This is a genomic window from Pseudomonas sp. MDV22-iso1 (assembly GCF_058145095.1).
Genome location: NZ_JBYVMF010000023.1, coordinates 1 through 26,327, shown reverse-complemented (window position 1 = coordinate 26,327; position 26,327 = coordinate 1). Strand labels below are relative to the sequence as shown.

General features: G+C 58.5%; 25 protein-coding genes. 15 read left to right on the top strand and 10 right to left on the bottom strand.

Annotated features, from left to right (window positions below; translation table 11 throughout):
• Positions 1-28: 28 nt before the first annotated feature.
• A complete protein-coding gene (locus AC3ZVB_RS22540; protein ID WP_442966317.1) occupies positions 29-1,345 on the bottom strand; it encodes an MFS transporter in 1,317 nt (438 codons plus the stop codon).
• A 479-nt stretch (positions 1,346-1,824) separates the two neighbouring features.
• Here AC3ZVB_RS22540 and quiC point away from each other — a divergent pair, with 479 nt between their 5' ends.
• Both quiC and AC3ZVB_RS22530 read left to right on the top strand, forming a co-directional pair.
• Positions 1,825-3,726: a 3-dehydroshikimate dehydratase QuiC gene (gene quiC / locus AC3ZVB_RS22535; RefSeq protein WP_490147783.1), complete on the top strand. Its 1,902-nt coding sequence runs from the start codon at positions 1,825-1,827 to the stop codon at positions 3,724-3,726.
• A 102-nt stretch (positions 3,727-3,828) separates the two neighbouring features.
• The gene (locus AC3ZVB_RS22530) at positions 3,829-4,506 is read left to right on the top strand and encodes a TetR/AcrR family transcriptional regulator (protein WP_162439557.1); all 678 of its coding nucleotides are present in this window, start codon (positions 3,829-3,831) and stop codon (positions 4,504-4,506) included.
• Between the two features lie 57 nt (positions 4,507-4,563).
• Here the strand turns inward: AC3ZVB_RS22530 and AC3ZVB_RS22525 are convergent, their stop codons facing one another.
• Together AC3ZVB_RS22525 and aroQ are read right to left on the bottom strand one after the other, a co-directional pair.
• The gene (locus AC3ZVB_RS22525; RefSeq protein ID WP_490147782.1) at positions 4,564-5,418 is read right to left on the bottom strand and encodes a shikimate dehydrogenase; all 855 of its coding nucleotides are present in this window, start codon (positions 5,416-5,418) and stop codon (positions 4,564-4,566) included.
• Positions 5,419-5,423: 5 nt separating this feature from the next.
• Positions 5,424-5,864, bottom strand: a complete 441-nt coding sequence (aroQ, locus tag AC3ZVB_RS22520; protein WP_194692824.1) for a type II 3-dehydroquinate dehydratase — start codon at positions 5,862-5,864, stop codon at positions 5,424-5,426.
• 303 nt (positions 5,865-6,167) lie between these two features.
• Between aroQ and AC3ZVB_RS22515 the strand changes: the two genes are divergently transcribed.
• The gene (locus tag AC3ZVB_RS22515) at positions 6,168-6,596 is read left to right on the top strand and encodes a DUF4160 domain-containing protein (RefSeq protein ID WP_490147781.1); all 429 of its coding nucleotides are present in this window, start codon (positions 6,168-6,170) and stop codon (positions 6,594-6,596) included.
• A complete protein-coding gene (locus AC3ZVB_RS22510) occupies positions 6,593-7,039 on the top strand; it encodes a DUF2442 domain-containing protein (protein WP_490147780.1) in 447 nt (148 codons plus the stop codon). The genes AC3ZVB_RS22515 and AC3ZVB_RS22510 overlap by 4 nt, the downstream gene beginning before the upstream one ends.
• Positions 7,040-7,093: 54 nt before the next feature.
• Here the strand turns inward: AC3ZVB_RS22510 and trmA are convergent, their stop codons facing one another.
• The gene (gene trmA, locus AC3ZVB_RS22505; protein ID WP_490147779.1) at positions 7,094-8,173 is read right to left on the bottom strand and encodes a tRNA (uridine(54)-C5)-methyltransferase TrmA; all 1,080 of its coding nucleotides are present in this window, start codon (positions 8,171-8,173) and stop codon (positions 7,094-7,096) included.
• A complete protein-coding gene (locus AC3ZVB_RS22500) occupies positions 8,170-9,465 on the bottom strand; it encodes an NCS2 family permease (protein ID WP_162439553.1) in 1,296 nt (431 codons plus the stop codon). The genes trmA and AC3ZVB_RS22500 overlap by 4 nt, the downstream gene beginning before the upstream one ends.
• Positions 9,466-9,688: 223 nt before the next feature.
• Here AC3ZVB_RS22500 and AC3ZVB_RS22495 point away from each other — a divergent pair, with 223 nt between their 5' ends.
• The 5 genes from AC3ZVB_RS22495 (at position 9,689) to AC3ZVB_RS22475 (ending at position 14,641) form a co-directional block, all read left to right on the top strand.
• Positions 9,689-10,135, top strand: a complete 447-nt coding sequence (locus tag AC3ZVB_RS22495) for a DUF4879 domain-containing protein (protein ID WP_162439552.1) — start codon at positions 9,689-9,691, stop codon at positions 10,133-10,135.
• Positions 10,136-10,202: 67 nt separating this feature from the next.
• Positions 10,203-10,754 (top strand): DJ-1 family glyoxalase III, encoded by a 552-nt coding sequence (locus tag AC3ZVB_RS22490; RefSeq protein ID WP_490147778.1) that lies wholly within the window; start codon positions 10,203-10,205, stop codon positions 10,752-10,754.
• 169 nt (positions 10,755-10,923) lie between these two features.
• Positions 10,924-11,457: a (2Fe-2S)-binding protein gene (locus tag AC3ZVB_RS22485; RefSeq protein WP_490147777.1), complete on the top strand. Its 534-nt coding sequence runs from the start codon at positions 10,924-10,926 to the stop codon at positions 11,455-11,457.
• Entirely contained in the window at positions 11,454-12,440 is a 987-nt protein-coding gene (locus AC3ZVB_RS22480; protein ID WP_162439549.1) for an FAD binding domain-containing protein, read from the top strand. The genes AC3ZVB_RS22485 and AC3ZVB_RS22480 overlap by 4 nt, the downstream gene beginning before the upstream one ends.
• Entirely contained in the window at positions 12,440-14,641 is a 2,202-nt protein-coding gene (locus AC3ZVB_RS22475) for a xanthine dehydrogenase family protein molybdopterin-binding subunit (RefSeq protein ID WP_490147776.1), read from the top strand. The genes AC3ZVB_RS22480 and AC3ZVB_RS22475 overlap by 1 nt, the downstream gene beginning before the upstream one ends.
• Here AC3ZVB_RS22475 and AC3ZVB_RS22470 read toward each other — a convergent pair.
• On the bottom strand, positions 14,638-15,876 hold the full coding sequence (locus AC3ZVB_RS22470) for an MFS transporter (RefSeq protein WP_490147775.1): 1,239 nt from the start codon (positions 15,874-15,876) through the stop codon (positions 14,638-14,640). The two genes, AC3ZVB_RS22475 and AC3ZVB_RS22470, sit on opposite strands and share 4 nt — an antisense overlap.
• A 506-nt stretch (positions 15,877-16,382) precedes the next feature.
• On the opposite strand from AC3ZVB_RS22470, the gene AC3ZVB_RS22465 reads away from it, so the two are divergent.
• From AC3ZVB_RS22465 to AC3ZVB_RS22455, 3 genes are all read left to right on the top strand, one after another.
• Entirely contained in the window at positions 16,383-17,822 is a 1,440-nt protein-coding gene (locus AC3ZVB_RS22465; protein ID WP_194692818.1) for a cytochrome ubiquinol oxidase subunit I, read from the top strand.
• Between the two features lie 3 nt (positions 17,823-17,825).
• Positions 17,826-18,833 carry a cytochrome d ubiquinol oxidase subunit II gene (gene cydB, locus AC3ZVB_RS22460; protein WP_490147774.1) on the top strand — a complete coding sequence of 336 codons (1,008 nt, stop codon included), beginning with the start codon at positions 17,826-17,828 and terminating at the stop codon, positions 18,831-18,833.
• An 81-nt stretch (positions 18,834-18,914) separates the two neighbouring features.
• Positions 18,915-19,082: a DUF2474 domain-containing protein gene (locus tag AC3ZVB_RS22455; protein WP_162439544.1), complete on the top strand. Its 168-nt coding sequence runs from the start codon at positions 18,915-18,917 to the stop codon at positions 19,080-19,082.
• Between the two features lie 59 nt (positions 19,083-19,141).
• Here the strand turns inward: AC3ZVB_RS22455 and AC3ZVB_RS22450 are convergent, their stop codons facing one another.
• Entirely contained in the window at positions 19,142-20,266 is a 1,125-nt protein-coding gene (locus AC3ZVB_RS22450; protein WP_490147773.1) for a methyltransferase, read from the bottom strand.
• Between the two features lie 157 nt (positions 20,267-20,423).
• The gene (locus AC3ZVB_RS22445) at positions 20,424-21,155 is read right to left on the bottom strand and encodes a helix-turn-helix transcriptional regulator (protein WP_490147772.1); all 732 of its coding nucleotides are present in this window, start codon (positions 21,153-21,155) and stop codon (positions 20,424-20,426) included.
• Positions 21,156-21,474: 319 nt separating this feature from the next.
• On the opposite strand from AC3ZVB_RS22445, the gene AC3ZVB_RS22440 reads away from it, so the two are divergent.
• On the top strand, positions 21,475-22,251 hold the full coding sequence (locus AC3ZVB_RS22440) for a ferredoxin--NADP reductase (protein ID WP_490147771.1): 777 nt from the start codon (positions 21,475-21,477) through the stop codon (positions 22,249-22,251).
• Between the two features lie 35 nt (positions 22,252-22,286).
• Here AC3ZVB_RS22440 and mscL read toward each other — a convergent pair whose 3' ends face one another.
• Positions 22,287-22,712 carry a large-conductance mechanosensitive channel protein MscL gene (mscL, locus tag AC3ZVB_RS22435; RefSeq protein WP_162439540.1) on the bottom strand — a complete coding sequence of 142 codons (426 nt, stop codon included), beginning with the start codon at positions 22,710-22,712 and terminating at the stop codon, positions 22,287-22,289.
• Positions 22,713-23,307: 595 nt separating this feature from the next.
• Between mscL and radA the strand changes: the two genes are divergently transcribed.
• Complete coding sequence (radA, locus tag AC3ZVB_RS22430; protein WP_162439539.1) at positions 23,308-24,675, top strand: DNA repair protein RadA; 1,368 nt, start codon at positions 23,308-23,310, stop codon at positions 24,673-24,675.
• A gap of 105 nt (positions 24,676-24,780) precedes the next feature.
• On the opposite strand, the gene AC3ZVB_RS22425 is transcribed toward radA, so the two are convergent.
• Entirely contained in the window at positions 24,781-25,149 is a 369-nt protein-coding gene (locus AC3ZVB_RS22425; RefSeq protein ID WP_490147770.1) for a PilZ domain-containing protein, read from the bottom strand.
• Positions 25,150-25,308: 159 nt separating this feature from the next.
• Between AC3ZVB_RS22425 and AC3ZVB_RS22420 the strand changes: the two genes are divergently transcribed.
• Positions 25,309-26,327, top strand: a 1,019-nt coding sequence (locus AC3ZVB_RS22420) for a carbon starvation CstA family protein (RefSeq protein ID WP_490147769.1), incomplete at its 3' end; no start/stop codon positions are given.

Here is a 26,327-nt window from a genome sequence, read left to right as displayed (position 1 = left end):
GGAATCAGGCCCGCAAGAGGAAGGAATATCAGTCAGTGACGGTAGGAATCTTGCGCGGTGCCATGAAGTACATCCAGATCAGCGCGATGAAGTACATCGCCGGGATCATGGTAAACAGCACGGTGTAGTTGTTGTTCGTCACTGTCAGGATATGGCCCACCAACTGGGTCATGAACATCCCGCCAATGGCGGCGCACATGCCACCAAAGCCGAACACGGTGCTCATCATGTGCTTGGGCGTGTAGTCCATCACCAGGCTCCAGATGTTCGCGGTCCAGGCTTGATGCGCACCGATGGCCAGCGAGATCGCGAACACGGCGACCCACAGATTGCTGGACCCCGCTGCCATGATCACGCCGACGATGCAGCAGGCGAACAGGAACATGGACAACAGGCGTGCCTTGATGGAATTCATGCCGCGACCGATCAGGAACGAGGACAGGATCCCGCCACCCACGCTGCCGAAGTCAGCGGTCACGTAGATGATGATCAACGGGATACCCATCTGGGTGACGTTGATTCCCAGGTTGTATTGCTGGTTGAGGAAGGGCGGCAGCCAGTAAAGGTAAAACCAGAACACCGGTGCGGTCATCGAATAAGCGAGGGCAAATGCCCACGTGCCGCGCATGCGCAGGATTTTCGAAAAAGGTACGCGGGTTTGTTCCGGCTCGACTTCATTCTGGATGTAGTCGAGTTCCGTTTGTTTAACGCTCGGATGATCTTCCGGGTTGAAATACTTCAAACCCCAGAACAACAGCCAGATCCCACCCAATGCCGACATGCACAGGAACGCGGCCTGCCATCCCCACACGTGGAGGATCAGCGGCAACAGCATCGGGGTGAACATCGCGCCGACGTTGGTACCTGCGTTGAAAATCCCCGTGGCCACAGCGCGTTCGCCGGCCGGAAACCACAGCCGCGTGGTTTTGACACAGGCCGGGTAGTTAGCGGCTTCGGTCAGTCCGAGAATGAACCGGCAGACCATGAAGCCGACCGCCGAAGTGGCCAGACCATGAGCGCCGGTGGCCAGGCTCCAGAGCAACACCGCGCAGAAGAACACGCGCTTCACACCGACTTTGTCGATCAATCGACCTTGCAGCACGAAGCCGATGGCGTAACCGACCTGGAACCAGAAATTGATGTTGGCGTAATCCATCGCCGTCCAGCTCATTTCCTTGGCCAGGATCGGCTGCATCACGCCCAGTGCTGCACGGTCGATGTAGTTCAGGGTGGTGGCGAAAAACACCAGCGCCAGCATGCCCCAGCGGGTCTTGCCGACCGCCATGGCACCGCGGATCTTGTCGCCGACACCACTGCTGGCAGGGGTCATGGAGGGACGCTCCATGGAAGAGCTCTGAGAAGGAATCATGTAGGCCACCGATTGTTTTTATAGGGTGTGCTGTGTCGTTGGTTACCGAACCCGGTGGTTCATGACCGGACTCAATGTGCAGTTGATGTTGCGCAGTGGACAAAAAATCGTCAATTCACCAACGGCCATAGTGTTCGATAATCGAACGAAAAACTAACCGGGTAGTACACTTTGGATTGCTGTGTGGAGGTGCTCGGCCAATAATTCATCCAGCGTCAAATCATCACTCGTTGCTCAATGCAACCTCTGTAGCAGCTGGCGAAGCCTGTGGTGAGGGGATTTATCCCCGTCCGACTGCGAAGCAGTCGTAAAAGCTGAATGTAAGGTTTTCCTGATACAGCGCTTCGGCTGATTTCACGACTGCTTCGCAGCCGGACGCAGGCTTCGCCAGCTGCTACAAATGCGGTTACCGCGATGTCGATAACAAGATTGTCTCCACCACCGGGAGTCTGAATATGCAGCGTTCCATTGCCACCGTTTCCTTGAGCGGTACCCTGCCGGAAAAACTCGAAGCCATTGCCGCCGCCGGCTTTGACGGGGTGGAGATTTTCGAAAATGACCTGCTCTACTTCGACGGTAGTCCACGGGAAATCAAACAGATGTGCGCCGATCTCGGGATCGCGATCACCCTGTTTCAGCCTTTCCGGGATTTCGAGGGCTGCCGCCGCGATCGCTTGCCACGCAACCTGGAACGGGCCGAACGCAAGTTTGACCTGATGCAGGAACTGGGCACTGACCTCGTGCTGGTGTGCAGCAACGCCTCTGCCGATGCCATCGGTGACGAACAGATTCTGGTCGACGATTTGCGTCTGCTCGCCGAGCACGCCGGGGCGCGTGGCCTGCGTATCGGTTATGAAGCGCTGGCGTGGGGCCGGCATGTCAACACGTGGCAACAGGTGTGGAACATCGTCCGCCAGGCTGATCACCCGAGTCTCGGCGTGCTGCTGGACAGTTTTCACACCCTGTCGCTCAAGGGCGATCCCAGCGCAATCGCCGATATTCCCGGCGACAAGATTTTCTTCGTCCAAATGGCTGACGCTCCGATCCTGGCCATGGACGTGCTGGAGTGGAGCCGGCACTTCCGCTGTTTCCCGGGGCAGGGCGAATTCGATCTGGCCGGTTTCCTCGCACCCATCATCAAGAGCGGTTACACCGGACCGCTGTCGCTTGAGATCTTCAACGATGGCTTCCGCGCCGCACCGCCTCGAGCCAACGCCGCTGACGGGTTGCGTTCGCTGCTGTACCTGGAAGAGAAAACCCGTGAACGGCTGGCGCAGGAAGCCAAGCCAGCGGTTAATCCCGAGATTCTGTTCGAGACCCCCAAGGCCAGCGAGTACAACGGGATCGAGTTTCTCGAATTCGCGGTGGACGAAAGCCTGGGCGCGAAGCTTTCCAACTGGCTGGAACGCCTGGGGTTCGTGAAGGCGGGGCAACATCGCTCCAAGAGCGTGAGCTTGCTGCGACAGGGTGATATCAACCTGATCCTCAATTGCGAGCCTTACTCCTTCGCCAACAGCTTTTTCGAAGCTCACGGTCCTTCACTGTGCGCCATGGCCGTGCGGGTCAAGGACAGCAGCAGTGCGCTGGCCCGCGCCGTCGCCTATAAAGGTCAACCCTATCGCGGGCTGGTAGGCCCGAACGAGCTGGAGCTGGCCGCCGTGCGCGCACCGGATGGCAGCCTGATCTATCTGGTGGATCAGGACGCCGATGTCTACGGGACCGATTTCAATGTGCGCCCCGATGCGGTGGCTCGCGGCGGCCTCAAACGCATCGACCATATGGCCATTGCATTGCCCGCCGACAGCCTCGACAGCTGGGTGCTTTTTTACAAAAGCCTGCTGGACTTCGAAGCCGACGATGAAGTGGTGCTTCCTGACCCGTATGGTCTGGTGAAGAGCCGGGCCCTGCGCAGTCGTGACAGTTCGATCCGCTTGCCGTTGAACATCTCCGAGAACCGTAACACCGCGATTTCACACGCACTGTCGAGCTATCGCGGCTCGGGCGTGCATCACATCGCCTTCGATTGTGACGACATCTTCGCTGAAGTCAGTCGCGCCAAAGAGGCGGGCGTACCGCTGCTGGACATCCCGCTCAATTATTACGACGACCTTGCGGCGCGCTTCGATTTTGACGACGAATTCCTCAGCGAACTGGCCTATTACAATGTGCTTTACGACCGGGATTCCCAGGGCGGCGAGCTGTTTCACGTCTACACCGAGCCGTTCGAAGGGCGTTTCTTCTTTGAAATCATCCAGCGTAAGGACGGCTACGCAGGTTACGGTGCTGCCAACGTAGCGGTACGGCTGGCGGCGATGGCCAAATCACGTATTGGCGCCGTCCGTCAGGCAAAGTTGTAGGAAATTGGTAAGCGCGAGGTTAAACCGCTACCGCACAGCTTCCTTCGCCGTGCGGCGCGGCTCATAATCGCCAGCCTGTTCAGTGATGGCCGTGAGCCCGCAATGACAATATCTCAAGAACTCTCCGTAGTGCCCGACGAACCCGTGGCGGGGCCGCGCAAGAGTCGCAAGAACAATCCGGAAAAGACCCGCGAGAATATTCTTCAAGAGGCCATTGTCGAGTTCGTCCAGCAGGGGCTTTCCGGCGCTCGCGTCGACGCGATCGCTGACCGGATCCACACCTCGAAGCGCATGATCTATTACTACTTCGGCAGTAAAGAGCAGCTCTACGTCGAGGTTCTGGAAAAGCTGTACGGTGACATCCGCAACACTGAAAACCGTTTGAACCTGTCCGAGCTGGCGCCCGTGGACGCGATTCGCCGCCTGGTGGAATTTACCTTCGATCACCATGACCGCAACGTCGACTTCGTGCGTATCGTCAGCATCGAGAATATCCACAACGCCGAGTACGTGAAGCGTTCAGATGCCATCAAGGCAATGAACAACACCGTTCTCGACGCATTGGGCGTGACCCTGCGACGGGGTGCAGACGAAGGTGTGTTCCGCCCCGGCCTCGATCCGCTGGATGTGCATTTGCTGATGAGCTCGTTCTGCTTCTATCGCGTATCGAACCGCCACACGCTCAGTGAAATGTTCCAGATCGATTTGCCGAACGAGCGCATCAAGCAGCGTCATCGGGAAATGATCTGCGAGTCGGTTTTGCGCTATCTGCAGGCTTGATCTCACCCTTGAGATCGCAGCCTGCAGGCATTGCCGCCGGCTGCGATTTTTTGATCTTTACCCGTTCATGCTTTGAAAATGCGCGAGCATTCGCTGCGCATCCGGCACCACGCCGCTGAACAGCTCAAACGCCTTTACCGCTTGAAACACCGCCATGTTGCCGCCATCCAGCGTCCGGCAGCCCAAGGCGCGGGCGTTGCGCAGCAGTTCGGTTTCCAGCGGAAAGTAGACGATCTCTGCCACCCATAGCTCCTTGCGAAGCAGTTCCACGGGAACAGGCATGCCCGGCAGTTTCTTCATGCCCATGGGCGTGGTATTGACCAGCCCGTTCGCCTGAGCCAGCGCACTCGGCAAATCATGCCCGGCCACCGCACGACGGGCGCCGAAGTGTTGGTTGAGATTCTGCGCCAAGGCTTCCGCGCGGCTGATTTCCATATCGAAAATGCTCAGCCGTTGTACGCCTTCGCTCAATAGCGCATGGGCGACCGCCGCGCCGGCACCCCCCGCGCCCATTTGTACGACGTGTTCAACGGAAACGTCCTGCAAGCCACGCCGAAATCCTTCGGCAAAACCCAGGCAATCGGTGTTGTGGCCGATTCGTTTACCGTCTCTAAGCACCACCGTATTGACCGCCCCAATGCCACGGGCCTCCGGAGACAATTCGTCGAGTAACGGGATAATTGTCTGCTTGCAGGGAAATGTGATGTTGAGGCCGGTGAAGTTCATGCACTCGGCTGCCATCAGCAGCTCGGGCAGGGCAGCGCTATCGAGTTTCAACTGGTCGAGATCGATCAGGCGATAGAGATACCGCATGCCCTGCGCATCGCCTTCATGCTCGTGCAGCGCCGGAGTGCGTGACGCCTGAATGCCAGCGCCGATCAGGCCGGCCAGTACCACGTTGTGCTGGTCCATGCTGCTCACCCCTTCAAACGCAGACTGAAATGCTCCAGCGCCAGGCGATAACCATGGCTGCCAAAACCGGCCATTACCGCTGTCGCCACAGCCGATACGAACGAGTGGTGGCGAAAAGGCTCACGGGCGTGAACGTTGGACAGGTGCACTTCAATAACCGGCAGCTCACTGGCAACCAATGCATCACGAATCGCAACCGAGGTGTGTGTCCAGGCGGCCGGATTGATGACGATGCCGGCGCAACGCTTGCGAGCGGCATGAATCCAGTCGAGCAGCTCGCCTTCATGATTGGTCTGGCGAAATTCCACGGTGAGGCCGAATTCTTCAGCGGTACGTCCACACAGCGCTGAGATATCCGCCAGGGTTTCGTGCCCGTAAGTGGCCGGTTCACGGGTACCAAGCAGGTTCAGGTTCGGGCCGTTCAGCACCAGAACGATAGGGGGCATGGGGTCTCTCCACTTATTATTTTTAGCATTGGCCGATTTTTCAGCCTGTGGAGATAAATTGTACTAGATGGTTAGTTTGGTCAATTGAAGAGGCGGGATCGCAGACGTTTGTGTGCGGTGATCGGACGATTTCATAGGGTGCGGTGAAAGCATTGCTTACTCATTTGCAGGGTGGCTGCTGCGTCCGGAACGAGTTCAAGCACTAGGCTGAAACCAGGACTCTCGTCTGACGATGGGAGCCGGCTATCGGTTTTTCAAGGATTGTCCAGCCAATCAGCTCAATAACCTAACGGATGGGTTACTATGAAATTGTTCCGCTACAAAGGGATTTCGGTGGTGATCATGCTGCGCGATGAGCATTGCCCGGCACACGCGCATGTGGATGGTGGAAGTTGGAGTGCGCGTTTTAAATTCAGCTTTTGGCACAACAGTGTCGAACTGCGGGACGTGGTTGCACACGCAAAACGGCCGCCTTCAGCAGTGCTGGAAGGCCTGCGTCATGCACTCAGACAACCCGCCCACCTGCGCAGAGCCCGGGCAATTTGGTGGGAAAAGCTGCGCACGGTCTGCCTCAACCGGCAGATATGGAATTGGCAGACAAACGAAGTCGTGGTGGTACAAAAGATCGCGAGTACGACTTGCATGATCCATTCGGCTTGCTATGAGCCCGAGACGAACAAGACCCTGCTGGCGCTCATGGGCATCCCGGAGGGCGTGGAGATTCAGCTATGAAAACGTTAAAGGCAGGAATGCTGCCCGATCAGCCTGTTACCGACGCTGTGCTGGATGACGCCGTCCAGCGTGGGCAGCTACGCCATAAAAGTGGTTTGCAAGTGGCGTCGGTGACCTTTATGAATCCGTGCCTGGCGCTCAGTTTCGTTGATGGCAGTGGCGTGCTGCTGCCCGTTCGGAACTATCCGGAGTTTGATGATTTCGACACCGAGGACTTCGCCGAGTTGAAAGTCGGCTTTTCCGGAAGTGCGTTATGCCATGAAGGCAAGGATCGGCACGTCTCTATCGCGGGGATGATTTCGTCGAGCGAGTCGCTGATGCATATGGCTGCCTCGGTTATCGCCTCGCGCAATGGTAGTCAGAGCAGTGCGGCAAAGTCCGAAGCTGCGCGGGCGAATGGTCGTAAGGGTGGCCGGCCGCGCAAAGCCGATGTCCCCCACTGAGCACCCACAAAAAAGCCGTCGTGAAGACGGCTTTTCTGTTTATGGCTGCTGCAATCAGCGACGGGTCAGCATCACTCCGGATTCCATGTGATGCGTCCACGGGAACTGGTCGAACATCGCGCAGCGGGTGATGCGGTGCGTGTCGTGCAACTGGGCGATGTTGGCCGCCAGTGTTTCCGGATTACAGGAAATGTAGAGGATGTTGTCAAAGCGCCGGGTCAGTTCGCAGGTGTCCGGGTCCATGCCGGCGCGAGGCGGATCGACGAAGACGCTGCCGAATTCGTAGCGCTTCAGATCAATGCCTTGCAGACGACGGAACGGACGCACTTCGTTCAGCGCTTGGGTCAGTTCTTCGGCGGACAAACGCACCAGGGTGACGTTATCCACAGCGTTTTCGCTGAGGTTGCTCAAGGCCGCATTGACCGAAGCCTTGCTGATTTCGGTGGCCAGCACTTTGCGCACGCGGGTGGCGAGGGGCAGGGTGAAGTTGCCGTTGCCGCAATACAGCTCCAACAAATCATCCGCACGATCGCCCAGTGAGTCGTACGCCCAGTTGAGCATCTTCTGATTCACGGTGCCGTTGGGCTGAGTGAACGCGCCTTCCGGTTGGCGATAGCTGAAGGTGCGACCGCCCACTTCAAGCTTCTCGACCACATAATCGTGACCGATGACTTCGCGTCTGCCCTTGGAGCGACCGATCACGCTGACGTTAAGGTCGGCTGCCAGTTTCGACGCGGCGGTGTGCCAATGCTCGTCCAGCGGGCGGTGATAACACAGGGTGATCATCGCGTCGCCGGCCAGGGTGGTCAGGAACTCCACCTGAAACAGTTTGTGGCTCAGTGCCGCACTGGCCTTCCACGCCGCCTTGAGCTGCGGCATCAACTGGTTGATGCGCAGGCTGGCGATCGGGAACTCTTCGATCAGGATCGGCGTGCGTTTGTCTTCCTGGGAAAACATCGCGTAGTGACGCTCGCCGCCTTCGCGCCACAGGCGAAATTCCGCACGCAGGCGAAAGTTCTTCAAAGGCGAGTCGAACACGGTCGGCTCGGGCGCGTCGAACGGGGCCAGCAGGTCGCGCAGGCGCGTGACCTTTTCTTCGAGCTGAGTGGCGTAAGCCTGGGAATCAAAAGTCATGCGTTGAACCAACCCAACTTGATCACGAACAGAATCGACAGAATCACCAGCGCCGGATTCAACTCACGGGCGCGGCCGGACAGCAGCTTGATCACGGTCCAGGAAATGAAACCGAAGGCGATGCCGTTGGCGATGGAGTACGTGAATGGCATTGCCAGGGCGGTGACAACGACCGGCGCGGCAACGGTGATGTCGTCCCAGTCTATTTCGGCCAGGCCGGATGTCATCAATACCGCGACGAACAGCAGGGCCGGTGCAGTCGCGAACGCCGGAACGCTGGCGGCCAGTGGCGAGAAGAACAGCGCCAGCAGGAACAGGATCGCCACCACCACCGCGGTCAGGCCTGTGCGGCCCCCCGCGCTCACGCCGGCGGCGGATTCGATGTAGCTGGTCGTCGTCGATGTGCCCAGCAGCGAACCGGCCATGGCCGCCGTGCTGTCGGCGATGAGCGCGCGACCCATTTTCGGCATGTGGCCGTCCTTGCCCATCAGCCCGGCACGCTTGGCAACGCCAATCAATGTGCCGGAGTTGTCGAACAGATCTACGAACAGGAAGGCAAAAATCACGCTGACCAGACCGATGTCCAGCGCGCCTTTGATATCGAGTTGCAGGAACGTCGGGGCCAGGGACGGCGGCATCGACATCACGCCACCGAACGGGGTAAAGCCCAGCGCAATGGAGGCGATGGTCACCACCAGAATGCCGATCAGCACAGCGCCGCGTATCTTCATGGCTTCGAGGGCCACGATCAGCGCAAAGCCGAGGGTCGCGAGGATCGGAGCCGGTTGCTTCAAGTCGCCGAGGCCGACCATTGTTGCCGGGTTGCTGACCACGATGCCGGCGTTGTGCAGGGCAATCAGTGCCAGGAACAGGCCGATACCGGCCGCAATCGCCGAACGCAGCGGCAGCGGGATACTGTTGATGATCCATTCACGAATGCGGAAGATCGACAGCAGGAAGAACAGCACTGCCGAGATGAACACCGCGCCCAGCGCCACTTGCCAGGTGTGGCCCATGTGCAGGACCACGGTGTAGGTGAAGAAGGCGTTCAGGCCCATGCCCGGTGCCAGCGCGATCGGGTAGTTGGCGATCAGGCCCATGACCGTCGAGCCAATGGCCGCTGCCAGACACGTTGCGACAAACACCGCACCCTTGTCCATGCCGGTCTCGCCGAGGATGCTCGGGTTGACGAACAGAATGTAGGCCATGGCCAAAAAGGTCGTTACGCCCGCAAGAATCTCGGTCCGCACGTTGGTGTTGTGTGCCTTGAGTTGAAACAGCCTTTCCAGCATGTCTGCTCCCCGTGGCGCGCCCGGCGCCGTGAATGTATCGACCTCAACAGCAAAGCACAGACCGCTGCAGGCGCCTGGTAATTTTCTGTGGGTCGGAAAAAGCCGCGCATCATACCAGCAGCGTGGGGCTGTGGCTGCTTATGGCTGCGATCGTCGTCGATGTTTTGCGTTAAAGCCAAGTGAGCCATACTGCGCGCTGAATTTGCGGTGACATGAGGGCTGCATGAAAAAGCATCTGTTTAGAGTGTCTGGAACGGCTTTGGCCGTGTTCCTTGGGGCACAAACGGTGTCGGCGGCATCGGCGCCCCCCTTGAGCCAGGTGAAGGTACTCAAGGTCGAATCGCCGGCCTGCGGCTTTGAAGACATTGCACAGGGGCAGGAACAGACGCGCTGCAATCACAGTGGGCCGAGTATCAAGGTGTATGTGCTGGAAGTCGGCTACGGGCGTACGGCTCAAGTCGGTCTGGATGGTTTCGAAGTGAACGGCACCCGAACCCCCATCTGCGCGTTTGATAACGGCAACCTGACGGAATGCACCGTCGGAAAAAAAACGGTCGGCTATCTGTACGTGTTTGATCTGGCCGGCAAGCAGGAGGGTACTTTCACCTTCAGCAACACCTCGATCAATGCACCGGGCAACACGATGTCGACCCAGCTTTACATCAAGTAACGGCCAGCCAGAACAGGGCTCGAGAAAGCTGACTACGCTTTAGAGATCATTCTGTGGAACGCCCTTCATGACCTTTAGAGCCCTGATTACCCTCGCCGAGGGCATCGACGATCTGCAAACCGTGACCCTGATCGATGTGCTGCGCCGCGCCAAAGTCGAAGTGGTGGTGGCCAGCATCGAGGGACGGCGCATGCTCACCTGTGCGCGCGGCACTCGCCTGACGGCCGATGCCATGCTCGTTGACTTGCTCGCCCAGACGTTTGACCTGATCGCGCTGCCCGGCGGCTCAGTCGGGGCGCAGCACCTGGCGGCGCATCAACCGTTGCAACAACTGATCAAGGACCAGGCGTCTGCCGGCCGACTGTTTGCCGGTATTGCCGAGGCCCCTGCGGTGGCATTGCAGGCCTTTGGTGTCCTGCGTCAGCGACGCATGACCTGCCTGCCTTCGGCCAGCCACCAATTGTCAGGCTGCAACTTCGTCGATCAACCGGTAGTGATCGACGGTAATTGCATCACCGCGCAAGGTTCGGGCGCTGCGCTACCATTTGCCCTGGCGCTTGTGGAACAACTCTGCGGCAAAGCCACGCGTGCATCTGTGGCCGTGGAGTTAGTCATTTAGAACCGATCCTGTGGCGAGGGAGCTTGCTCCCGCTGGCCTGATCAGGCTGTGCAGTCGAGCACGCGCCACAGATCAACTTCCTTGAACGCTCCGCACCCCCTGAAGTCGTACCCCTTATGACGGCGGTTTGCCAAAACGCCGCGAACGTACGATCAACCGTGAGGTGTATATGAGCGCGACCACTCCCGACGCAGCGCAGCCGGCCTTTGCCCGATATCCGTTGCGCATCACCCTCAATGGTCAAAGGCGTGAGCTTGATGTGCTGCCCTGGACCACGCTGCTGGATTTGCTGCGTGAACAGCTGGACCTGATTGGCACGAAAAAGGGCTGCGACCACGGCCAGTGCGGCGCCTGTACGGTGTTGCTCAACGGCAAGCGCGTGAATGCCTGCCTGACGCTGGCCGTCATGTGCGACGGTGCCGAACTGACCACCATCGAAGGTTTGGCCGACGGCGATCAACTGCATCCGATGCAGCAGGCCTTCATCAAGCACGACGCTTTCCAGTGCGGTTACTGCACGCCGGGGCAGATCTGCTCTGCCGTGGGAATGGCCAACGAAGGTCGGGCGCAGACCACGGAACAAATCCAGGAACTGATGAGTGGCAATCTCTGCCGCTGTGGCGCGTACAGCAACATTCGCGATGCCATCGAAGAGGCGCTTCCCGCCTGTCGCCAGCAAGACGGGCAAGGAGGTGGCCAATGAACCCCTTTCATTACAGCAAGCCCGATTCGGTGCAGGACGCCGTTCATCTCGCCGGTCCCGCGTCACGGTTCATTGCCGGCGGTACCAATCTGCTGGACTTGATGAAGGAAAACGTCACCCGTCCTGAGCACCTGATCGATATCACCGGGCTGCCCCTGCGAGAGGTCCGCGAAACCGAGACGGGCGGGTTGATGATCGGCGCCCTGGTCAGCAATGCCGACCTGGCCTGGCATCCCCTGATCGAACAGCGTTACCCGCTGTTGTCCCAGGCCATACTGGCGGGCGCCTCGCCGCAGCTGCGCAACATGGCCAGCACGGGCGGCAACCTGTTGCAACGCACGCGCTGCTACTACTTCTACGACGCCAGCGTGCCGTGCAACAAACGCGAACCCGGCAGCGGTTGCCCGGCGAAGGACGGATTGAACCGCATTCATGCCATCTTCGGCGCCAGCGTGCAGTGCGTCGCCACTCATCCTTCGGACATGTGTGTCGCGCTGGCCGCACTGGAGGCGCTGGTCCACGTTCAAGGACGCGCAGGCTCGCGAGTCATCGAGTTCGCCGACTTCCACCGCCTGCCAGGCGAGTCGCCGGAGCGTGACAACCAGTTGGCCGATGACGAGTTAATCACCGCCATCGAGTTGCCAGCGGCCGGTTTTGCCCAGTACAGCCATTACCTGAAGATCCGCGATCGTGCGTCCTATGCCTTTGCACTGGTCTCGGTGGCTGCGGCACTCGATATGACCGGGCCGATCATCCGCGAGGCGCGTCTGGTACTCGGTGGCGTGGCGCACAAACCCTGGCGCGACAAGGCCGTGGAAAGTTTTCTGGTGGGCAAAGCCGTCAGCCGCGAGACCTTCAGCGCCGCCGCCGATGCCTTGCTGCAACACGCAGAACCCCTGGAACACAACGCTTTCAAGGTCAAACTGGCGCGTCGGGCAATCGTCCGCGCCCTGAGCGATGCCGCGCTGGGAGGGCAAGCCTGATGACTACTTTTACTCAACCCATGGGCCAACCGCTGGACCGTGTTGACGGCAAACTCAAAGTCACGGGGCAAGCGCGTTACGCCGGTGAGTATCCAGAGGAAGGCCTGCTGCATGGCAGTGTTGTTTCCAGCCGCATCGCCCGTGGTCGGGTGATCAGCATTGATGCCTCGAAAGCACTGGCACTGCCCGGTGTCATCGCGGTGATCGATCATGTGAGCCGGCCGAAGATCGCCAGTTACGACAAGGATTACGACGACGCCGACTCCGCCGAAGGCTCACCGTTTCGTCCGCTGTACAACGACCGGGTGCTCTACAGTGGCCAGCCACTTGCGCTGGTGGTGGCGGACAACCTTGAACTGGCGCGCCATGCCGGTTTCCTGGTGGTGATCGAATACGAAAGCGAAGCCCATCAGACCGATCTGTTGTCGACGCAGGAAGAAGCGCATCCCGCGCCCGCCGAACTGCCCAAGCCCCGTGGGAATTTTCAGGCCGAGTTCGCCGGTGCGGCTATCAGCCTGGATCTGAATTACAGCACCCCGATTGAACATCACAATCCGATGGAGCCGCACGCCAGCACGGTGCTGTACCAGTCCGATGGCAGCCTGCACATTCATGACAAGACTCAAGGGCCGCAAAACTGTCAGTCCTACGTGCAAAAAGTCTTCGGCCTCGAGAAAGAGCAGGTCAGGATTTTCGCGGCCTATGTCGGCGGTGCGTTCGGCTCGGGCTTGCGCCCTCAATATCAACTGCCACTCGCCGTCATGGCCGCGCTCAAACTGAAGCGCTCGGTGCGCGTGACGTTGACCCGTCAGCAGATGTTCACCTTCGGTTATCGGCCTCGCACGTTGCAACGACTGCAATTGGGCGCGGCAGCCAACGGGCGCTTGCTGGCGGTCGCGCACACTGCAATTGGCCAGACCTCGCACTTCGAGGACTTTACCGAACATGTCGTGGAGTGGAGCGGCATGCTCTACCACTGCGACAACGTGCAACTGACTTACAAGTTAGTCCCTCTCGACGTGTTCACCCCGCTGGACATGCGAGCACCCGGGGCCGCGCTCGGACTGATCGGTCTCGAGTGCGCCATGGACGAGCTGGCGTGCGCGCTGGCGATCGACCCGGTGCAGCTGCGTTTGATCAACTATTCGGAACGCAATCAGAACGAAGACAAGCCGTATTCCAGTAAGGAATTACGCGCCTGTTATGCACAGGGTGCCGAGCGTTTTGGTTGGGATGCGCGTAACCCCGAACCACGCAGCATGCGCCATGGCCGCCAATTGGTGGGCTGGGGGATGGCCGGCGGTGTCTGGGAGGCGATGCAGCAGAAAGCCAGTGCCAAGGCCAGCCTGGACCACACGGGCCATTTAACCGTCAGCAGCGCGACGACGGACATTGGCACCGGAACCTACACCGTGATGACGCAAATTGCCGCGCAAGCGTCAGGCGTTTCGGTGAAGGACGTCACGTTTATCCTCGGCGACTCCTCATTGCCCACGGCGCCGTTGCAGGGTGGTTCGTTCACCGTCTCGTCGGTGGGTACTGCTGTGCAACAGTCTTGCGAGGCGTTGAAGGAAAAACTGCTCGCCGTGGCGCGGCAGACGCACCCGGCGTTCAGTGCAGTGACGACGGAGCAGGCGGTTTTCGAAGACGGACAGTTAGTGTTCGGTGAGGCGAAGGTGTCACTGGCTGAACTTGTCCAGGACAGTGGCGAAGCCACGCTGGAGGTCCAGGTGGATGCCGAGCCGGACAAAAAACGCGAGGCGTATGCGACGGCGACTCACTCGGCAGTGTTCGTCGAGGTGTTTGTCGATGAGGACCTGGGAACGGTGAAGGTCAATCGCGTGGTCAGCGCCATCGCGGCAGGCAGGGTGGTTAACCCGAAAATGGCGCGCAGCCAGATTCTCGGCGGCGTGGTGTGGGGAATCGGAATGGCGCTGCACGAAGAGACGCAAACCGATCATGCGCTGGGCCGTCACATGAACCACAGCCTGGCCGAGTATCACATCCCGGTGAATGCCGATATCGGTGACATTGAAGTGCTGTTCGTCGAAGAACACGACGAGATCGTCAACGCCCTCGGTTCGAAAGGCGTGGGTGAGATCGGCATCGTTGGCGTGGCCGCGGCGGTGGCCAACGCGATCTATCACGCCACCGGCAAGCGGGTGCGGGACTTTCCCGTCACCCTCGACAAACTGCTTTAGACCTTGGCTTCTTCGACAGGCACATGCATGCGATCGCGGTTGGCCAGGGTCGGGAATAGTTTGATCCAGACGCCGGTCACCACGAGGGTGCCAATACCGCCCATCACAACGGCCGGTACGGTGCCGAACCAGTGAGCGGTCAGGCCGGATTCAAATTCGCCTAACTGGTTCGAAGCGCCGATGAACAGTCCGTTCACGGCGCTCACCCGGCCACGCATTTCGTCCGGGGTCTCCAGTTGCACGAAGGAGGCGCGAATCACCATGCTGATCATGTCCGCCGCGCCCAGCACCACCAGTACCGCGAGGGAAAACCAGAATGAAGTCGACAGGCCGAACGCGATCGTCGCGACACCGAACACGCCCACGGCAGTGAACATGACTCGCCCGACCTTGCGGTCCACGGAGAACCGTGCGAGCCAAAGCGACATCATCAATGCGCCCACAGCGGGTGCAGAACGCAACAGGCCCAGCCCCCACGGCCCCGTCAGCAGAATGTCTTTGGCGAACACCGGCAGCAACGCCGTCGCGCCCCCCAGTAAAACCGCGAACAGATCCAGAGAAATCGCCCCGAGGATATCCGGGCGACTGCGAATGAAACGGATGCCGGCCAACAGCGAGTCCAGCGTGGCTTTACCCTTGTTCAACGGTGTCTGGCGTGCCGGCAGGTTGAGCATCAGTGCGCAGGCAATGAGGTAGAGAATGACCGTCGGACCATAGACCCAGACGCTGCCGAAGGCGTAGAGCAAACCGCCGAGGGCCGGGGCGACGATGGTGGCCGATTGCTGGGCAGACTGTGCGGCGGCAACCGCCCGGGGAAACAGGGCGCTGGGCACAATGCTGGGCAGCAACGCTTGAGTGGTCGGCATTTCAAAGGAACGCGCGGCCCCCAGCAGGAACGCGAGGATGAAGATCATCTCCCGGGTGACATGATCGGTGGCGCTGCCGATAGCCAGTGACAGCGCGATCAGCGCTTGCAGTGACTGACAGATCGCCGCAACTTTGCGTCGGTCATAACGGTCCGCCACATGACCGGTGTGCAACATGAACAGCACCCTTGGCGCAAATTCCACCAGGCCCACGAGACCGAGATCGAGCACATTTCCAGTCAGTTGATACAGATTCCAGCCGATGGCGACGGTGAGCATCTGAAAGCCGCTGGCCGTGAATACACGGGCCAGCCAGAACGCGATGAAAGGGCGGTGATGACGTAACAGCAGGGGCGCTTGGCTGGGCATCTGAGGCGAATCTTGAGCGGGGTAGTCCCGAGATTATCACCAACCTGTAACTGGAAGTTGCGACCACGGCAAATTTAGTTAGCAAGACACCGATCTCGCGCTCGCCCTGTGTAGCAGCTGGCGAAGCCTGCGTTCGGCTGCGAAGCAGTCGTAAATGGGCGCTCTCGATGTATCAGTCATACCGTCCAACCTGAATTCACGACTGCTGCGCAGCCGAACGCAGGCTTCGCCAGCTGCTACAAGGGACCGTGCAGAGCCATGAGGCAACCTGTCACGCGGCAAAAGACCACACGGGTCCCCCTCAAAAATGGGACTACTCTTTCAACCATGCTTGATCCAGATCAAAACCTTTTGTGGAAATGATCCGGCGGCCAGATGGCCAGACTCCCTACGCTGTGATGATTGTAAAAAAAGAACGAATTTGAATTCGCCACACTCCATATCCGTGGGGGCAGTGGGTGCAGGCCGCAGGCCTACAGCCGGTATTACCTGACAGAGGAAGACTTATGTTCGGTTTGGAGGCGCTTGATCTCGCCCGAATTCAGTTCGCGTTCACCATCTCATTCCACATTCTGTTCCCGGCCATCACCATTGGCCTGGCGAGTTACCTGGCGGTGCTCGAAGGCCTGTGGCTGAAAACCAATAACGATACCTACCGCGACCTGTACCACTTCTGGTCGAAGATCTTTGCCGTCAACTTCGGCATGGGTGTGGTATCCGGCCTGGTGATGGCTTATCAGTTCGGCACGAACTGGAGCCGTTTCTCGGACTTCGCCGGTGCCGTGACAGGTCCGTTACTCACCTATGAAGTCCTGACTGCATTCTTCCTGGAAGCCGGCTTCCTGGGCGTCATGTTGTTCGGCTGGAACAAGGTCGGGCGCAACCTGCACTTCTTCTCGACGGTCATGGTTGCCATCGGCACCCTGATCTCGACCTTCTGGATTCTCGCCTCCAACAGCTGGATGCAAACCCCGCAAGGTTACGAAATCATCAATGGGCAGGTGATTCCGGTTGACTGGCTGGCGGTGATTTTCAATCCGTCGTTCCCGTACCGCCTGGCGCACATGGCAACCGCTGCGTTCGTCGCGACCGCCTTCTTCGTCGGCTCCTCGGCGGCCTGGCATTTGCTCCGCGGCAAGGACAATCCGGCGATCCGTACCATGCTCTCGATGGCCATGTGGATGGCATTGATTGTTGCGCCGATTCAGGCGGTCATAGGCGACTTCCACGGCCTTAATACGCTCGAACATCAGCCAGCGAAAATCGCTGCAATTGAAGGGCACTGGGAAAACGTCGGTGATGAACCGACCCCGTTGATCCTCTTTGGCTGGCCAGACATGAAGGCCGAAAAAACCAAGTACGCCGTCGAAATTCCGTACCTCGGCAGCTTGATTCTCACGCACTCGCTGGACAAACAGGTCCCGGCGCTGAAGGATTTCCCGCCTGAAGACAGGCCCAATTCGACCATCGTGTTCTGGTCGTTCCGGGTCATGGTTGGCCTGGGTTTCCTGATGATCTTCACCGGTCTGTGGAGCCTGTGGCTGCGCAAGAGCGACAAGCTGTACACCTCGCGTCCGTTCCTTTACCTGGCATTGTGGATGGGGCCTTCGGGGCTGATCGCAATCCTCGCCGGGTGGTTCACGACTGAAATCGGTCGCCAGCCCTGGGTGGTTTACGGCTTGATGCGAACGGCGGATGCGTCCTCCAACCATAGCTTCCTGCAGATGAGCATCACCCTGATCATGTTCGTCGTGGTGTATTTCGCGCTGTTCGGTGCCGGTCTGGGCTACATGATGCGTCTGGTGCGCAAAGGACCGAAGATCGACGAAGGCAAGGAAACCAACGATGGCGGTCCTGGCAAGAAACGTACACCCGCCCGTCCGCTGTCCGCAGCGGACGACGATGCTGACGCTGACGCCGACCACAGCCTGACCAAGGAGATTTGAATCATGGGTATTGATCTTCCGCTGATCTGGGCCGTGATCATCATCTTCGGCATCATGATGTACGTGGTCATGGACGGTTTCGACCTGGGTATCGGGATTCTCTTCCCGTTCATCAAGGGCAAGACGGATCGGGACGTGATGATGAACACCGTCGCGCCCGTCTGGGACGGCAACGAAACCTGGTTGGTACTCGGGGGCGCGGCATTGTTCGGCGCCTTCCCGCTGGCCTATTCGGTCGTGCTGTCGGCGCTGTATCTGCCGCTGATCTTCATGCTGATCGGGCTGATTTTTCGCGGCGTGGCTTTCGAGTTCCGTTTCAAGGCCAAAGACGACAAGCGTCACCTGTGGGACAAAGCGTTCATTGGTGGTTCGGTGGCTGCAACGTTTTTCCAGGGTGTGGCACTGGGCGCATTCATTGATGGGCTACCGGTGGTCAACCGTCAATTCGCCGGTGGTTCGCTGGACTGGCTGACGCCGTTCACTCTGTTCTGTGGTGTTGCTTTGGTGGTGGCGTATGCGCTGCTGGGTTGCACCTGGCTGATCATGAAAACCGAAGGCAAATTGCAGGAACAGATGCACAACCTCGCGCGGCCATTGGCGTTCGTGGTGTTGGCGGTGATCGGTATTGTCAGCCTGTGGACGCCGCTGGCTCATCCTGAGATCGCCTCGCGCTGGTTCACCTTACCGAATCTGTTCTGGTTCCTGCCGGTGCCGATCCTGGTGCTGGTCACCATGTACGGTTTGATCCGGGCCGTGGCGCGCAATGCGAACTACACGCCATTCCTGTTGACCCTGGTGTTGATCTTACTGGGCTACAGCGGTCTGGGCATCAGCCTGTGGCCGAACATCGTGCCGCCGTCGATTTCGATCTGGGACGCCGCCGCACCGCCGCAAAGCCAAGGCTTCATGCTGGTGGGCACACTGTTTATCATCCCATTCATCCTGGGCTACACCTTCTGGAGCTACTACGTGTTCCGCGGCAAGGTCACCCATGAAGATGGCTACCACTAGCGCACGGCCTGTGGGCGCAAAGCTTGCTCGCGATGGCGTCGAGACAGACGCCGTCAACCTTGAAGAGGAGGGTTTAAAGCCATGACTGGTAAGCATTCATTGGAGGAAATTGAAGCCGCAGAGAAAAAGCCTCTGTGGCAGCGACTCGGATGGCTGGCGATGATCTGGGTGGGTAGCGTGGGCGCGCTGTTTATCGTCGCGAGCCTGATGCGCATGTTCATGAACGCAGCAGGGCTGAGCACACATTGAGGTGCTGCAGCCCCTCAATAAAAAACCTCCAGCGTATGGAGGTTTTTTTTGCCTGCGATTTACTTGCGGGCTTTGAGGATCACGAACTTGGGCGTGGCCGCCACTTGCTCGACGCCACGGAACAGCCGGGCCAGTTTGCTGTGATAACCCAGATGACGGTTGCCCACGATGTACAGCGCACCGCCCACCACGAGCGCCTCCCGGGCTTGCTGGAACATGCGCCAGGCGAGGAAATCGCCCACGACTTGCTGTTGGTGGAACGGTGGATTGCACAGCACCACGTCCAGCGATTGTGATTCCTGTTCGGCCAGGCCATCACCGGCCCGCACGATCACATCCCTGTCACCCAGCGCTGCACGCCAATTTTCTGCAGCCGATTGCACCGCCATGAACGACTCGTCGACCAGCGTGTACTGCGCGTCAGGATTTTGCAGGGCGCTGGCAATGGCAAGAACGCCGTTGCCACAGCCAAGATCCGCGACACGAGCGGCGCCCAGGTTCATTGGCAGATGCGGCAGGAACGCTCGGGTGCCGATATCCAGGCCTTCACGGCAGAACACGTTGGCGTGGTTGAGCAGTTCGATAGCGGGAGTGTCGAGCTGATAACGGGTCGGGTAGGGCGATACCGCTGCGACCCTGGCTTCAGCGGTCGCGATCAGTAGACGTGCCTTCTTGACGGCCAGCGAGGCATGGACCGGGCCGATGTAACGCTCAAGCAGGTCGCCGGCTGCGCGGGGCAGGTGCTTGATCATGGCGGCGGCGACCACTTGTGCGCCCGGTGCCAATTGTCCCTGAAGGCGTATCAGTTGCTCTTCGAGCAAGGCCAGGGTCTTTGGCACCCTGATCAGTACCCGGTCAAACGGCCCGGTGAATGGCTGGTTGGCGGGCACCCTCGGCACGGCATCAAATGCATGGTCGTTACGCAGCAGGTTCTTTTCCAGCCCCTGAAACGCCAGGAACGAGTCGCCGCTGCTGGTGACTTGAGTTTTGCCGACCAGGCTTGCGGCCAATGCTCCGAAGCTGTCGTTGAGCACCAGCACCCGGGTTTGCACGGTGGGTTGCTGTTCGGCCAGGTAGTTAAGCAGATACTCGTCTGCAGCATCGAATGCTTGTAGCGGCTCGTTCGGCTGCTCGGGCTGGCGGATCAGATCGAGTTGGGCAAAGGGGGTTTCAAGCAAAGGCATGGGCGAGGGGCTCTTGGTAATCAACGAATTCTCGCCGCCAGGGGCATTGTTGCGGGCGAATCCGGCCGAGTGTACTGCGCTGTAGAGGTTTACAGGTCAACACTCGGAAAGGCTGCAAATGGTACGATTTTTTCTATTGAATTACTCGCAGGTTTTGTCAGCGGCCCAAGGTGTTGGTGAGGATTCCGACCTTGGCAGCCGCAATCACTGCTGAAATTTTGTTATTGACGCCGAATTTCATAATTGCGCTTTGCACATGGAAATTGACGGTGCGCGGGGTGACGTTGAGAATTTTGGCGCTTTCTCCCGCCGTCTTGCCCGCTGCTGCCAGCTTCAAGACATCGATTTCACGTTCCGACAAGTGCGGTACTTCGTGATCGGCGACCTGTTTGGGCAACGTTTCTACGGCCAGCGCGTGCAGATGGCGCCCGATGAACACCGAAAAACCCAGATTATCGTAAAGCTCATACGTCGTGATCGGTTGATGGCTTCGGGCCAGGCTCAAGATGCTGCACAGACCACTTCTTTCATCGTGGAACGATTGAGACCACCCGTACTGCGAACCATGCTGCTCGAGTGCGTCCCAGATCCAGGTGGCTTCGGAAAACAGCTCCTGCGACCAGAGAATCGGAAACATCGATTGATTGCAATGCGCCACTATCGGGTTAAGTGCACCCAGGACTTTTTGCTTATACTTCGCGTTCAATTCGCCTGGATAGTTGTCGAACTGAATCACGCTGGAAGTCGTTATTTTGTCCAAGTAACCAGTTGAAAAGGCACAAAATTTGAAACCGGTATTCTTGGCAAAAGTCAGCGAAATCTGGTACGCGTTTTGAATGTCCGTCGTAGCAGACAACTGTTTCATTTGTGTTTCTTTCCACTGGTCCATAGTGAAGCTCCAGTTACGGCTGCGGGTACACGAGGGGGTGCGTAGTGGATCCAAGATCCTGCACCCCGAAAAGTGTAGGATATTTCCTTCAGATGGGTAGTTATTATTTGGCTGTTGTTAGTGCTTTAGAAGTGAAGATTCGGTTCTAATACAGTATGGAGTGAGTTTGATTTATTGAATGTCATCTTTAATTTTACTCTGTGAGAAGTTTGAACTAGTCGGTTAATACAGGCCGAATAAGTTAAAGTCATTACAAACCGTCGGTGTTTAATTTTTGTGCTTTGCGGGACACTGGGGTACCTGTTGATCGGAGCGCCCCATGACCGCCAGTGCAGAAAAATTCACTCGCCAAACCCTGCTCGACGTCCATTCGTTGACTCCGAGTCTGTTCACATTACGGACTACGAGGGATCCCGGCTTTCGTTTTCGTGCAGGCCAATTCGCTCGGCTGGGGGTCACCAAGGCGGACGGCAGCACCGTATGGCGCGCGTATTCGATGGTTTCGTCACCTCATGACGAGTTTCTCGAATTTTTTTCGATTGTTGTGCCGGGTGGCGAGTTCACCAGTGAGCTGAGTCGGCTTGAAGTTGGCGATACGCTGCTGGTCGACCGCCAAGCCTTCGGTTACCTGACCCTTGATCGGTTCGTTGATGGGCGTGATCTCTGGCTGCTCGCCACCGGCACCGGCCTGGCACCGTTTTTGTCGATCCTGCAGGACTTCGAAGTATGGGAGAAATTCGAGCGCATCATCCTGGTTTACAGCGTGCGCGAAGCCCGGGAGCTGGCTTATCGGGATTTGATTGAGGGGCTTGCTCGGCGTGACTACCTGGTTGAATTCGCTCACAAGCTGCAGTTTGTCCCCACCGTCACCCGCGAGTCTTACCCCGGAGCGTTGAACGGGCGAATCACCACGCTCATCGAGAACGGTGAACTGGAGCGCGCAGCGGGTGTGGCGCTTACGCCGGAGCATTCGCGGGTCATGCTTTGCGGCAATCCGCAGATGATCGATGACACCCGAAAGGTATTGAAGCTGCGCGACATGAACCTGAGCCTCAGTCGACGGCCCGGACAGGTGGCAGTAGAAACGTACTGGTGAAAAAAAACGGCGCCGGGAAGGCGCCGTTTCTGTTTTCAATCCTGCGTTCCGGGTCGATCGTTCCGGGCTTTGAGCAGATCGCGAATCTCGCCCAGCAGCACTTCTTCCTTGGTCGGAACCGGCGGCAGTGTTGGCGCCGCGGCTTCCTCGCGCTTCAGACGATTGATGGCTTTGACGCCCATGAAGATCGCGAAAGCGACGATGACGAAGTCAATGATGGTCTGGATGAATTTACCGTAAGCCATCACCACCGCAGGGATATCGCCGTTCGCTGCCTTGAGCGTAATCGCCAGATCACTGAAATCCACTCCGCCAATCAGCAAACCGATTGGCGGCATGATGACGTCGCCGACGAACGATGACACGATTTTGCCGAACGCGGCGCCGATAATGATACCGACTGCCATGTCGATCACGTTCCCTTTGACCGCGAAGGCCTTGAACTCACTGATCACGCCCATAGGTTTTTTCCTTGTTACAGATGAGGTTGGTGAAGGCAGTGTAAATCAGCAGAGTGCGTTCTGCCCGAAACAACTGCTTACAGAGCTTACCTGCTATCGACCGGGCTAGCCGGAAAAAGTTTATAAAAGGCCATCACCGCTGTGCGATCTGCGATCGTTTCGCGGAATGATGTGATGCTCGCCTGCGAGGAGTTGGGAGGACTGATGCCATTATTATCCGGCGGAAAAACAGCTGCCGGAAGGAAGTCGAATGGCTTGGATTAAAGTCGTACTTTCACAGGGTAAGTTTGATAACGATTAGCAAATGCTGTGATAGTCGGCATGTCAGATGTGTATCAATAATGACGATTGGTGGCATTCTAATATCGATGTTAATTGAAGTTGTACAAGGTTGTTTTGTTCGATAAAGAGCTGTACAGGGTTTGTGTATTAATTGTTGAGTACAGTGCCGATCTGTTTATTAGTTTGTACAGGTTTTTCTTAATAGCCACTGCGTGAATAAAACCTCGTCGTTCGATCAGGCAAGTGCTCAAACCCATTGGCAACTGATCCGGCTCAACTGCGCTATCATCGCGTTTTTTTGTCGGGAGTTAAAATGGCCAAGGCCAAGCGCATGTACGGCTGCACCGAGTGCGGCTCGACCTTCCCCAAGTGGGCCGGCCAGTGTGGCGAGTGTGGTGCCTGGAACACCCTGACCGAAACCATGGTCGAGAGTGGCGGCGCCGCGCCTCCCAGCGGTCGCACCGGGTGGACTGGCCAGCAGGCGCAGATCAGGACGTTGGCCGAAGTCAGCGTTGAAGAAATCCCGCGCTTCTCCACGGCCTCCAGCGAACTCGATCGGGTGCTGGGCGGTGGTCTGGTGGACGGCTCGGTGGTGTTGATCGGCGGTGATCCGGGCATCGGCAAATCGACCATTCTGTTGCAAACCTTATGCAACCTCGCCAAAACCATGCCTGCGCTGTACGTGACCGGCGAGGAGTCCCAGCAGCAGGTGGCGATGCGGGCCCGGCGCCTGGGACTGCCTCAGGATCAGCTGCGGGTGATGACTGAAACCTGCATCGAAACAATCATCGCCACGGCGCGGGTCGAAAAGCCCAAAGTCATGGTGATCGACTCCATCCAGACCATCTTCACTGAACAGCTGCAATCGGCTCCCGGCGGTGTCTCCCAGGTCCGGGAAAGTGCGGCATTGCTGGTGCGCTATGCCAAGCAGAGTGGCACGGCCATTTTTCTGGTCGGTCATGTCACCAAGGAAGGCGCGCTTGCCGGCCCTCGTGTGCTGGAGCACATGGTGGACACCGTACTGTATTTCGAAGGCGAGTCGGATGGGCGGTTGCGCTTGCTGCGTGCGGTGAAAAACCGTTTTGGGGCGGTTAACGAACTGGGTGTGTTCGGCATGACCGACAAGGGGCTTAAAGAAGTCTCCAACCCTTCGGCGATTTTTCTGACGCGCGCGCAGGAAGAAGTACCTGGCAGTGTGGTCATGGCCACGTGGGAGGGGACCCGGCCGATGCTGGTGGAAGTCCAGGCCCTGGTGGATGACAGTCATCTCGCCAACCCGCGCCGGGTCACGTTGGGGCTGGATCAGAACCGCCTGGCAATGTTGTTGGCGGTGCTGCACCGTCACGGCGGCATTCCGACCCACGATCAGGATGTGTTCCTCAACGTGGTGGGCGGCGTGAAGGTGTTGGAGACTGCTTCCGACCTGGCGCTGATGGCGGCGGTCATGTCCAGTTTGCGTAATCGGCCGTTGCCCCACGATCTGCTGGTGTTCGGTGAAGTGGGCTTGTCAGGTGAAGTGCGGCCGGTACCCAGCGGTCAGGAACGCTTGAAGGAAGCAGCCAAGCACGGGTTCAAGCGCGCCATCGTGCCCAAGGGCAATGCGCCGAAGGAAGCGCCGGCCGGATTGCAGATCATTGCCGTGACGCGTCTGGAGCAGGCCCTCGACGCTCTATTTGAGTGAATACAATCTCCCTGTAGGAGCTGCCGCAGGCTGCGATCTTTTGATCTTGTTGTTCAGGAACAAGATCAAAAGATCGCAGCCTGCGGCAGCTCCTACAGGAAGCGGTCAAACTTCGATCAGTGCCCCCAACTCCCGCTCCAGCTCCTGCGGATCTCCCAGGTTGAACTCGATCAACCGCCGAAGGCGTTCAATGGATTCAAGGCTGATGTGTCGGCAGACGAAACCAAGCTGACCGTTTTCTTGGTGGGTCAGCTGTACGTCCATGGCGATGTCGATGTCATCGGTCAGATGAATATTCACGAAGAAATCCTTCGCTTGATCCCCAAGCCACGGCACTGGTCGTTCGATCAACAACCCTTTCAGTGAAAGATCGATCAGCTTCACGGGCCAGATCATTTCCCCTTGGCCCAGCTCGGTTTTTGCATCGAACGCGATTCGTTTGAAGCGGCGGCGATCGGCAGCGTGGTCGCTCATGGGGCAATCCTCGAAATGTTCGCTGACTATAGACCCGCATTGTCTTAGGCCGCCAGCACGGACAGGCCTCTAGACCAATGTCGGGGTATGGTCTTTGCCGTCAGGAGAGCTAAACTCGGGGTGGCTGTCTTTCTTGTCCACCCTGGCTGGAATCATAAAATGAAAAATAATAATAGCCTGCTACGCCATCTACCCTGGCTGCTGCTGGCAATCGTAGGAGCGTGCGCCCTGGGCGTAGTGGCATTGCGCCGAGGCGAGGCGATCAACGCCTTGTGGATTGTGGTCGCGGCAGTGGCCATCTATCTGGTGGCGTACCGCTACTACAGTCTGTTCATCGCTAACAATGTGATGCAACTCGACCCGCGACGGGCCACCCCCGCCGTACTCAACAATGATGGTCTGGACTATGTTCCAACCAACAAACACATTCTCTTCGGTCACCACTTCGCTGCCATCGCTGGCGCGGGGCCTCTGGTCGGTCCGGTGTTGGCGGCGCAGATGGGTTACCTGCCCGGCACGCTGTGGCTGATTGCCGGTGTGGTGCTGGCGGGCGCGGTTCAGGACTTCATGATCCTGTTCTTGTCCACTCGTCGCAACGGCCGCTCATTGGGCGACATGGTCCGTGAGGAAATGGGCCGTATTCCTGGCACCATCGCGCTGTTTGGCTGCTTCCTGATCATGATCATCATCCTCGCGGTGCTGGCGTTGATCGTGGTTAAAGCGCTGGCCGAAAGCCCTTGGGGCATTTTCACCGTGATGGCGACCATCCCGATTGCGATGTTCATGGGCATTTACATGCGCTACATCCGCCCGGGCCGCATCGGTGAAATTTCCGTCATTGGCGTGCTGTTGCTGCTGGGCTCGATCTGGCTCGGCGGGCAGATCGCCGCTGATCCGGTGTGGGCCAAAGCCTTCACCTTTACCGGGATCCAGATCACCTGGATGCTGATCGGTTATGGTTTTGTGGCCGCTGTGCTGCCGGTGTGGCTGATCCTGGCGCCCCGTGACTACCTGTCGACCTTCTTGAAAATCGGCACCATCATTGCCCTGGCAATCGGCATCCTGGTGACCATGCCAGACCTGAAAATGCCAGCCCTGACCCAGTTCATCGACGGCACCGGGCCGGTGTGGAAGGGCGGTCTGTTCCCGTTCCTGTTCATCACCATCGCGTGCGGTGC

Bases quoted from the DNA above. Each gene is read 5' to 3' on its own strand.
- AC3ZVB_RS22540 (WP_442966317.1), bottom strand. From the start codon at position 1,345: ATGGAGCGTCCCTCCATGACCCCTGCCAGCAGTGGTGTCGGCGACAAG.
- quiC (WP_490147783.1), top strand. From the start codon at position 1,825: ATGCAGCGTTCCATTGCCACCGTTTCCTTGAGCGGTACCCTGCCGGAA.
- AC3ZVB_RS22530 (WP_162439557.1), top strand. From the start codon at position 3,829: ATGACAATATCTCAAGAACTCTCCGTAGTGCCCGACGAACCCGTGGCG.
- AC3ZVB_RS22525 (WP_490147782.1), bottom strand. From the start codon at position 5,418: ATGGACCAGCACAACGTGGTACTGGCCGGCCTGATCGGCGCTGGCATT.
- aroQ (WP_194692824.1), bottom strand. From the start codon at position 5,864: ATGCCCCCTATCGTTCTGGTGCTGAACGGCCCGAACCTGAACCTGCTT.
- AC3ZVB_RS22515 (WP_490147781.1), top strand. From the start codon at position 6,168: ATGAAATTGTTCCGCTACAAAGGGATTTCGGTGGTGATCATGCTGCGC.
- AC3ZVB_RS22510 (WP_490147780.1), top strand. From the start codon at position 6,593: ATGAAAACGTTAAAGGCAGGAATGCTGCCCGATCAGCCTGTTACCGAC.
- trmA (WP_490147779.1), bottom strand. From the start codon at position 8,173: ATGACTTTTGATTCCCAGGCTTACGCCACTCAGCTCGAAGAAAAGGTC.
- AC3ZVB_RS22500 (WP_162439553.1), bottom strand. From the start codon at position 9,465: ATGCTGGAAAGGCTGTTTCAACTCAAGGCACACAACACCAACGTGCGG.
- AC3ZVB_RS22495 (WP_162439552.1), top strand. From the start codon at position 9,689: ATGAAAAAGCATCTGTTTAGAGTGTCTGGAACGGCTTTGGCCGTGTTC.
- AC3ZVB_RS22490 (WP_490147778.1), top strand. From the start codon at position 10,203: ATGACCTTTAGAGCCCTGATTACCCTCGCCGAGGGCATCGACGATCTG.
- AC3ZVB_RS22485 (WP_490147777.1), top strand. From the start codon at position 10,924: ATGAGCGCGACCACTCCCGACGCAGCGCAGCCGGCCTTTGCCCGATAT.
- AC3ZVB_RS22480 (WP_162439549.1), top strand. From the start codon at position 11,454: ATGAACCCCTTTCATTACAGCAAGCCCGATTCGGTGCAGGACGCCGTT.
- AC3ZVB_RS22475 (WP_490147776.1), top strand. From the start codon at position 12,440: ATGACTACTTTTACTCAACCCATGGGCCAACCGCTGGACCGTGTTGAC.
- AC3ZVB_RS22470 (WP_490147775.1), bottom strand. From the start codon at position 15,876: ATGCCCAGCCAAGCGCCCCTGCTGTTACGTCATCACCGCCCTTTCATC.
- AC3ZVB_RS22465 (WP_194692818.1), top strand. From the start codon at position 16,383: ATGTTCGGTTTGGAGGCGCTTGATCTCGCCCGAATTCAGTTCGCGTTC.
- cydB (WP_490147774.1), top strand. From the start codon at position 17,826: ATGGGTATTGATCTTCCGCTGATCTGGGCCGTGATCATCATCTTCGGC.
- AC3ZVB_RS22455 (WP_162439544.1), top strand. From the start codon at position 18,915: ATGACTGGTAAGCATTCATTGGAGGAAATTGAAGCCGCAGAGAAAAAG.
- AC3ZVB_RS22450 (WP_490147773.1), bottom strand. From the start codon at position 20,266: ATGCCTTTGCTTGAAACCCCCTTTGCCCAACTCGATCTGATCCGCCAG.
- AC3ZVB_RS22445 (WP_490147772.1), bottom strand. From the start codon at position 21,155: ATGGACCAGTGGAAAGAAACACAAATGAAACAGTTGTCTGCTACGACG.
- AC3ZVB_RS22440 (WP_490147771.1), top strand. From the start codon at position 21,475: ATGACCGCCAGTGCAGAAAAATTCACTCGCCAAACCCTGCTCGACGTC.
- mscL (WP_162439540.1), bottom strand. From the start codon at position 22,712: ATGGGCGTGATCAGTGAGTTCAAGGCCTTCGCGGTCAAAGGGAACGTG.
- radA (WP_162439539.1), top strand. From the start codon at position 23,308: ATGGCCAAGGCCAAGCGCATGTACGGCTGCACCGAGTGCGGCTCGACC.
- AC3ZVB_RS22425 (WP_490147770.1), bottom strand. From the start codon at position 25,149: ATGAGCGACCACGCTGCCGATCGCCGCCGCTTCAAACGAATCGCGTTC.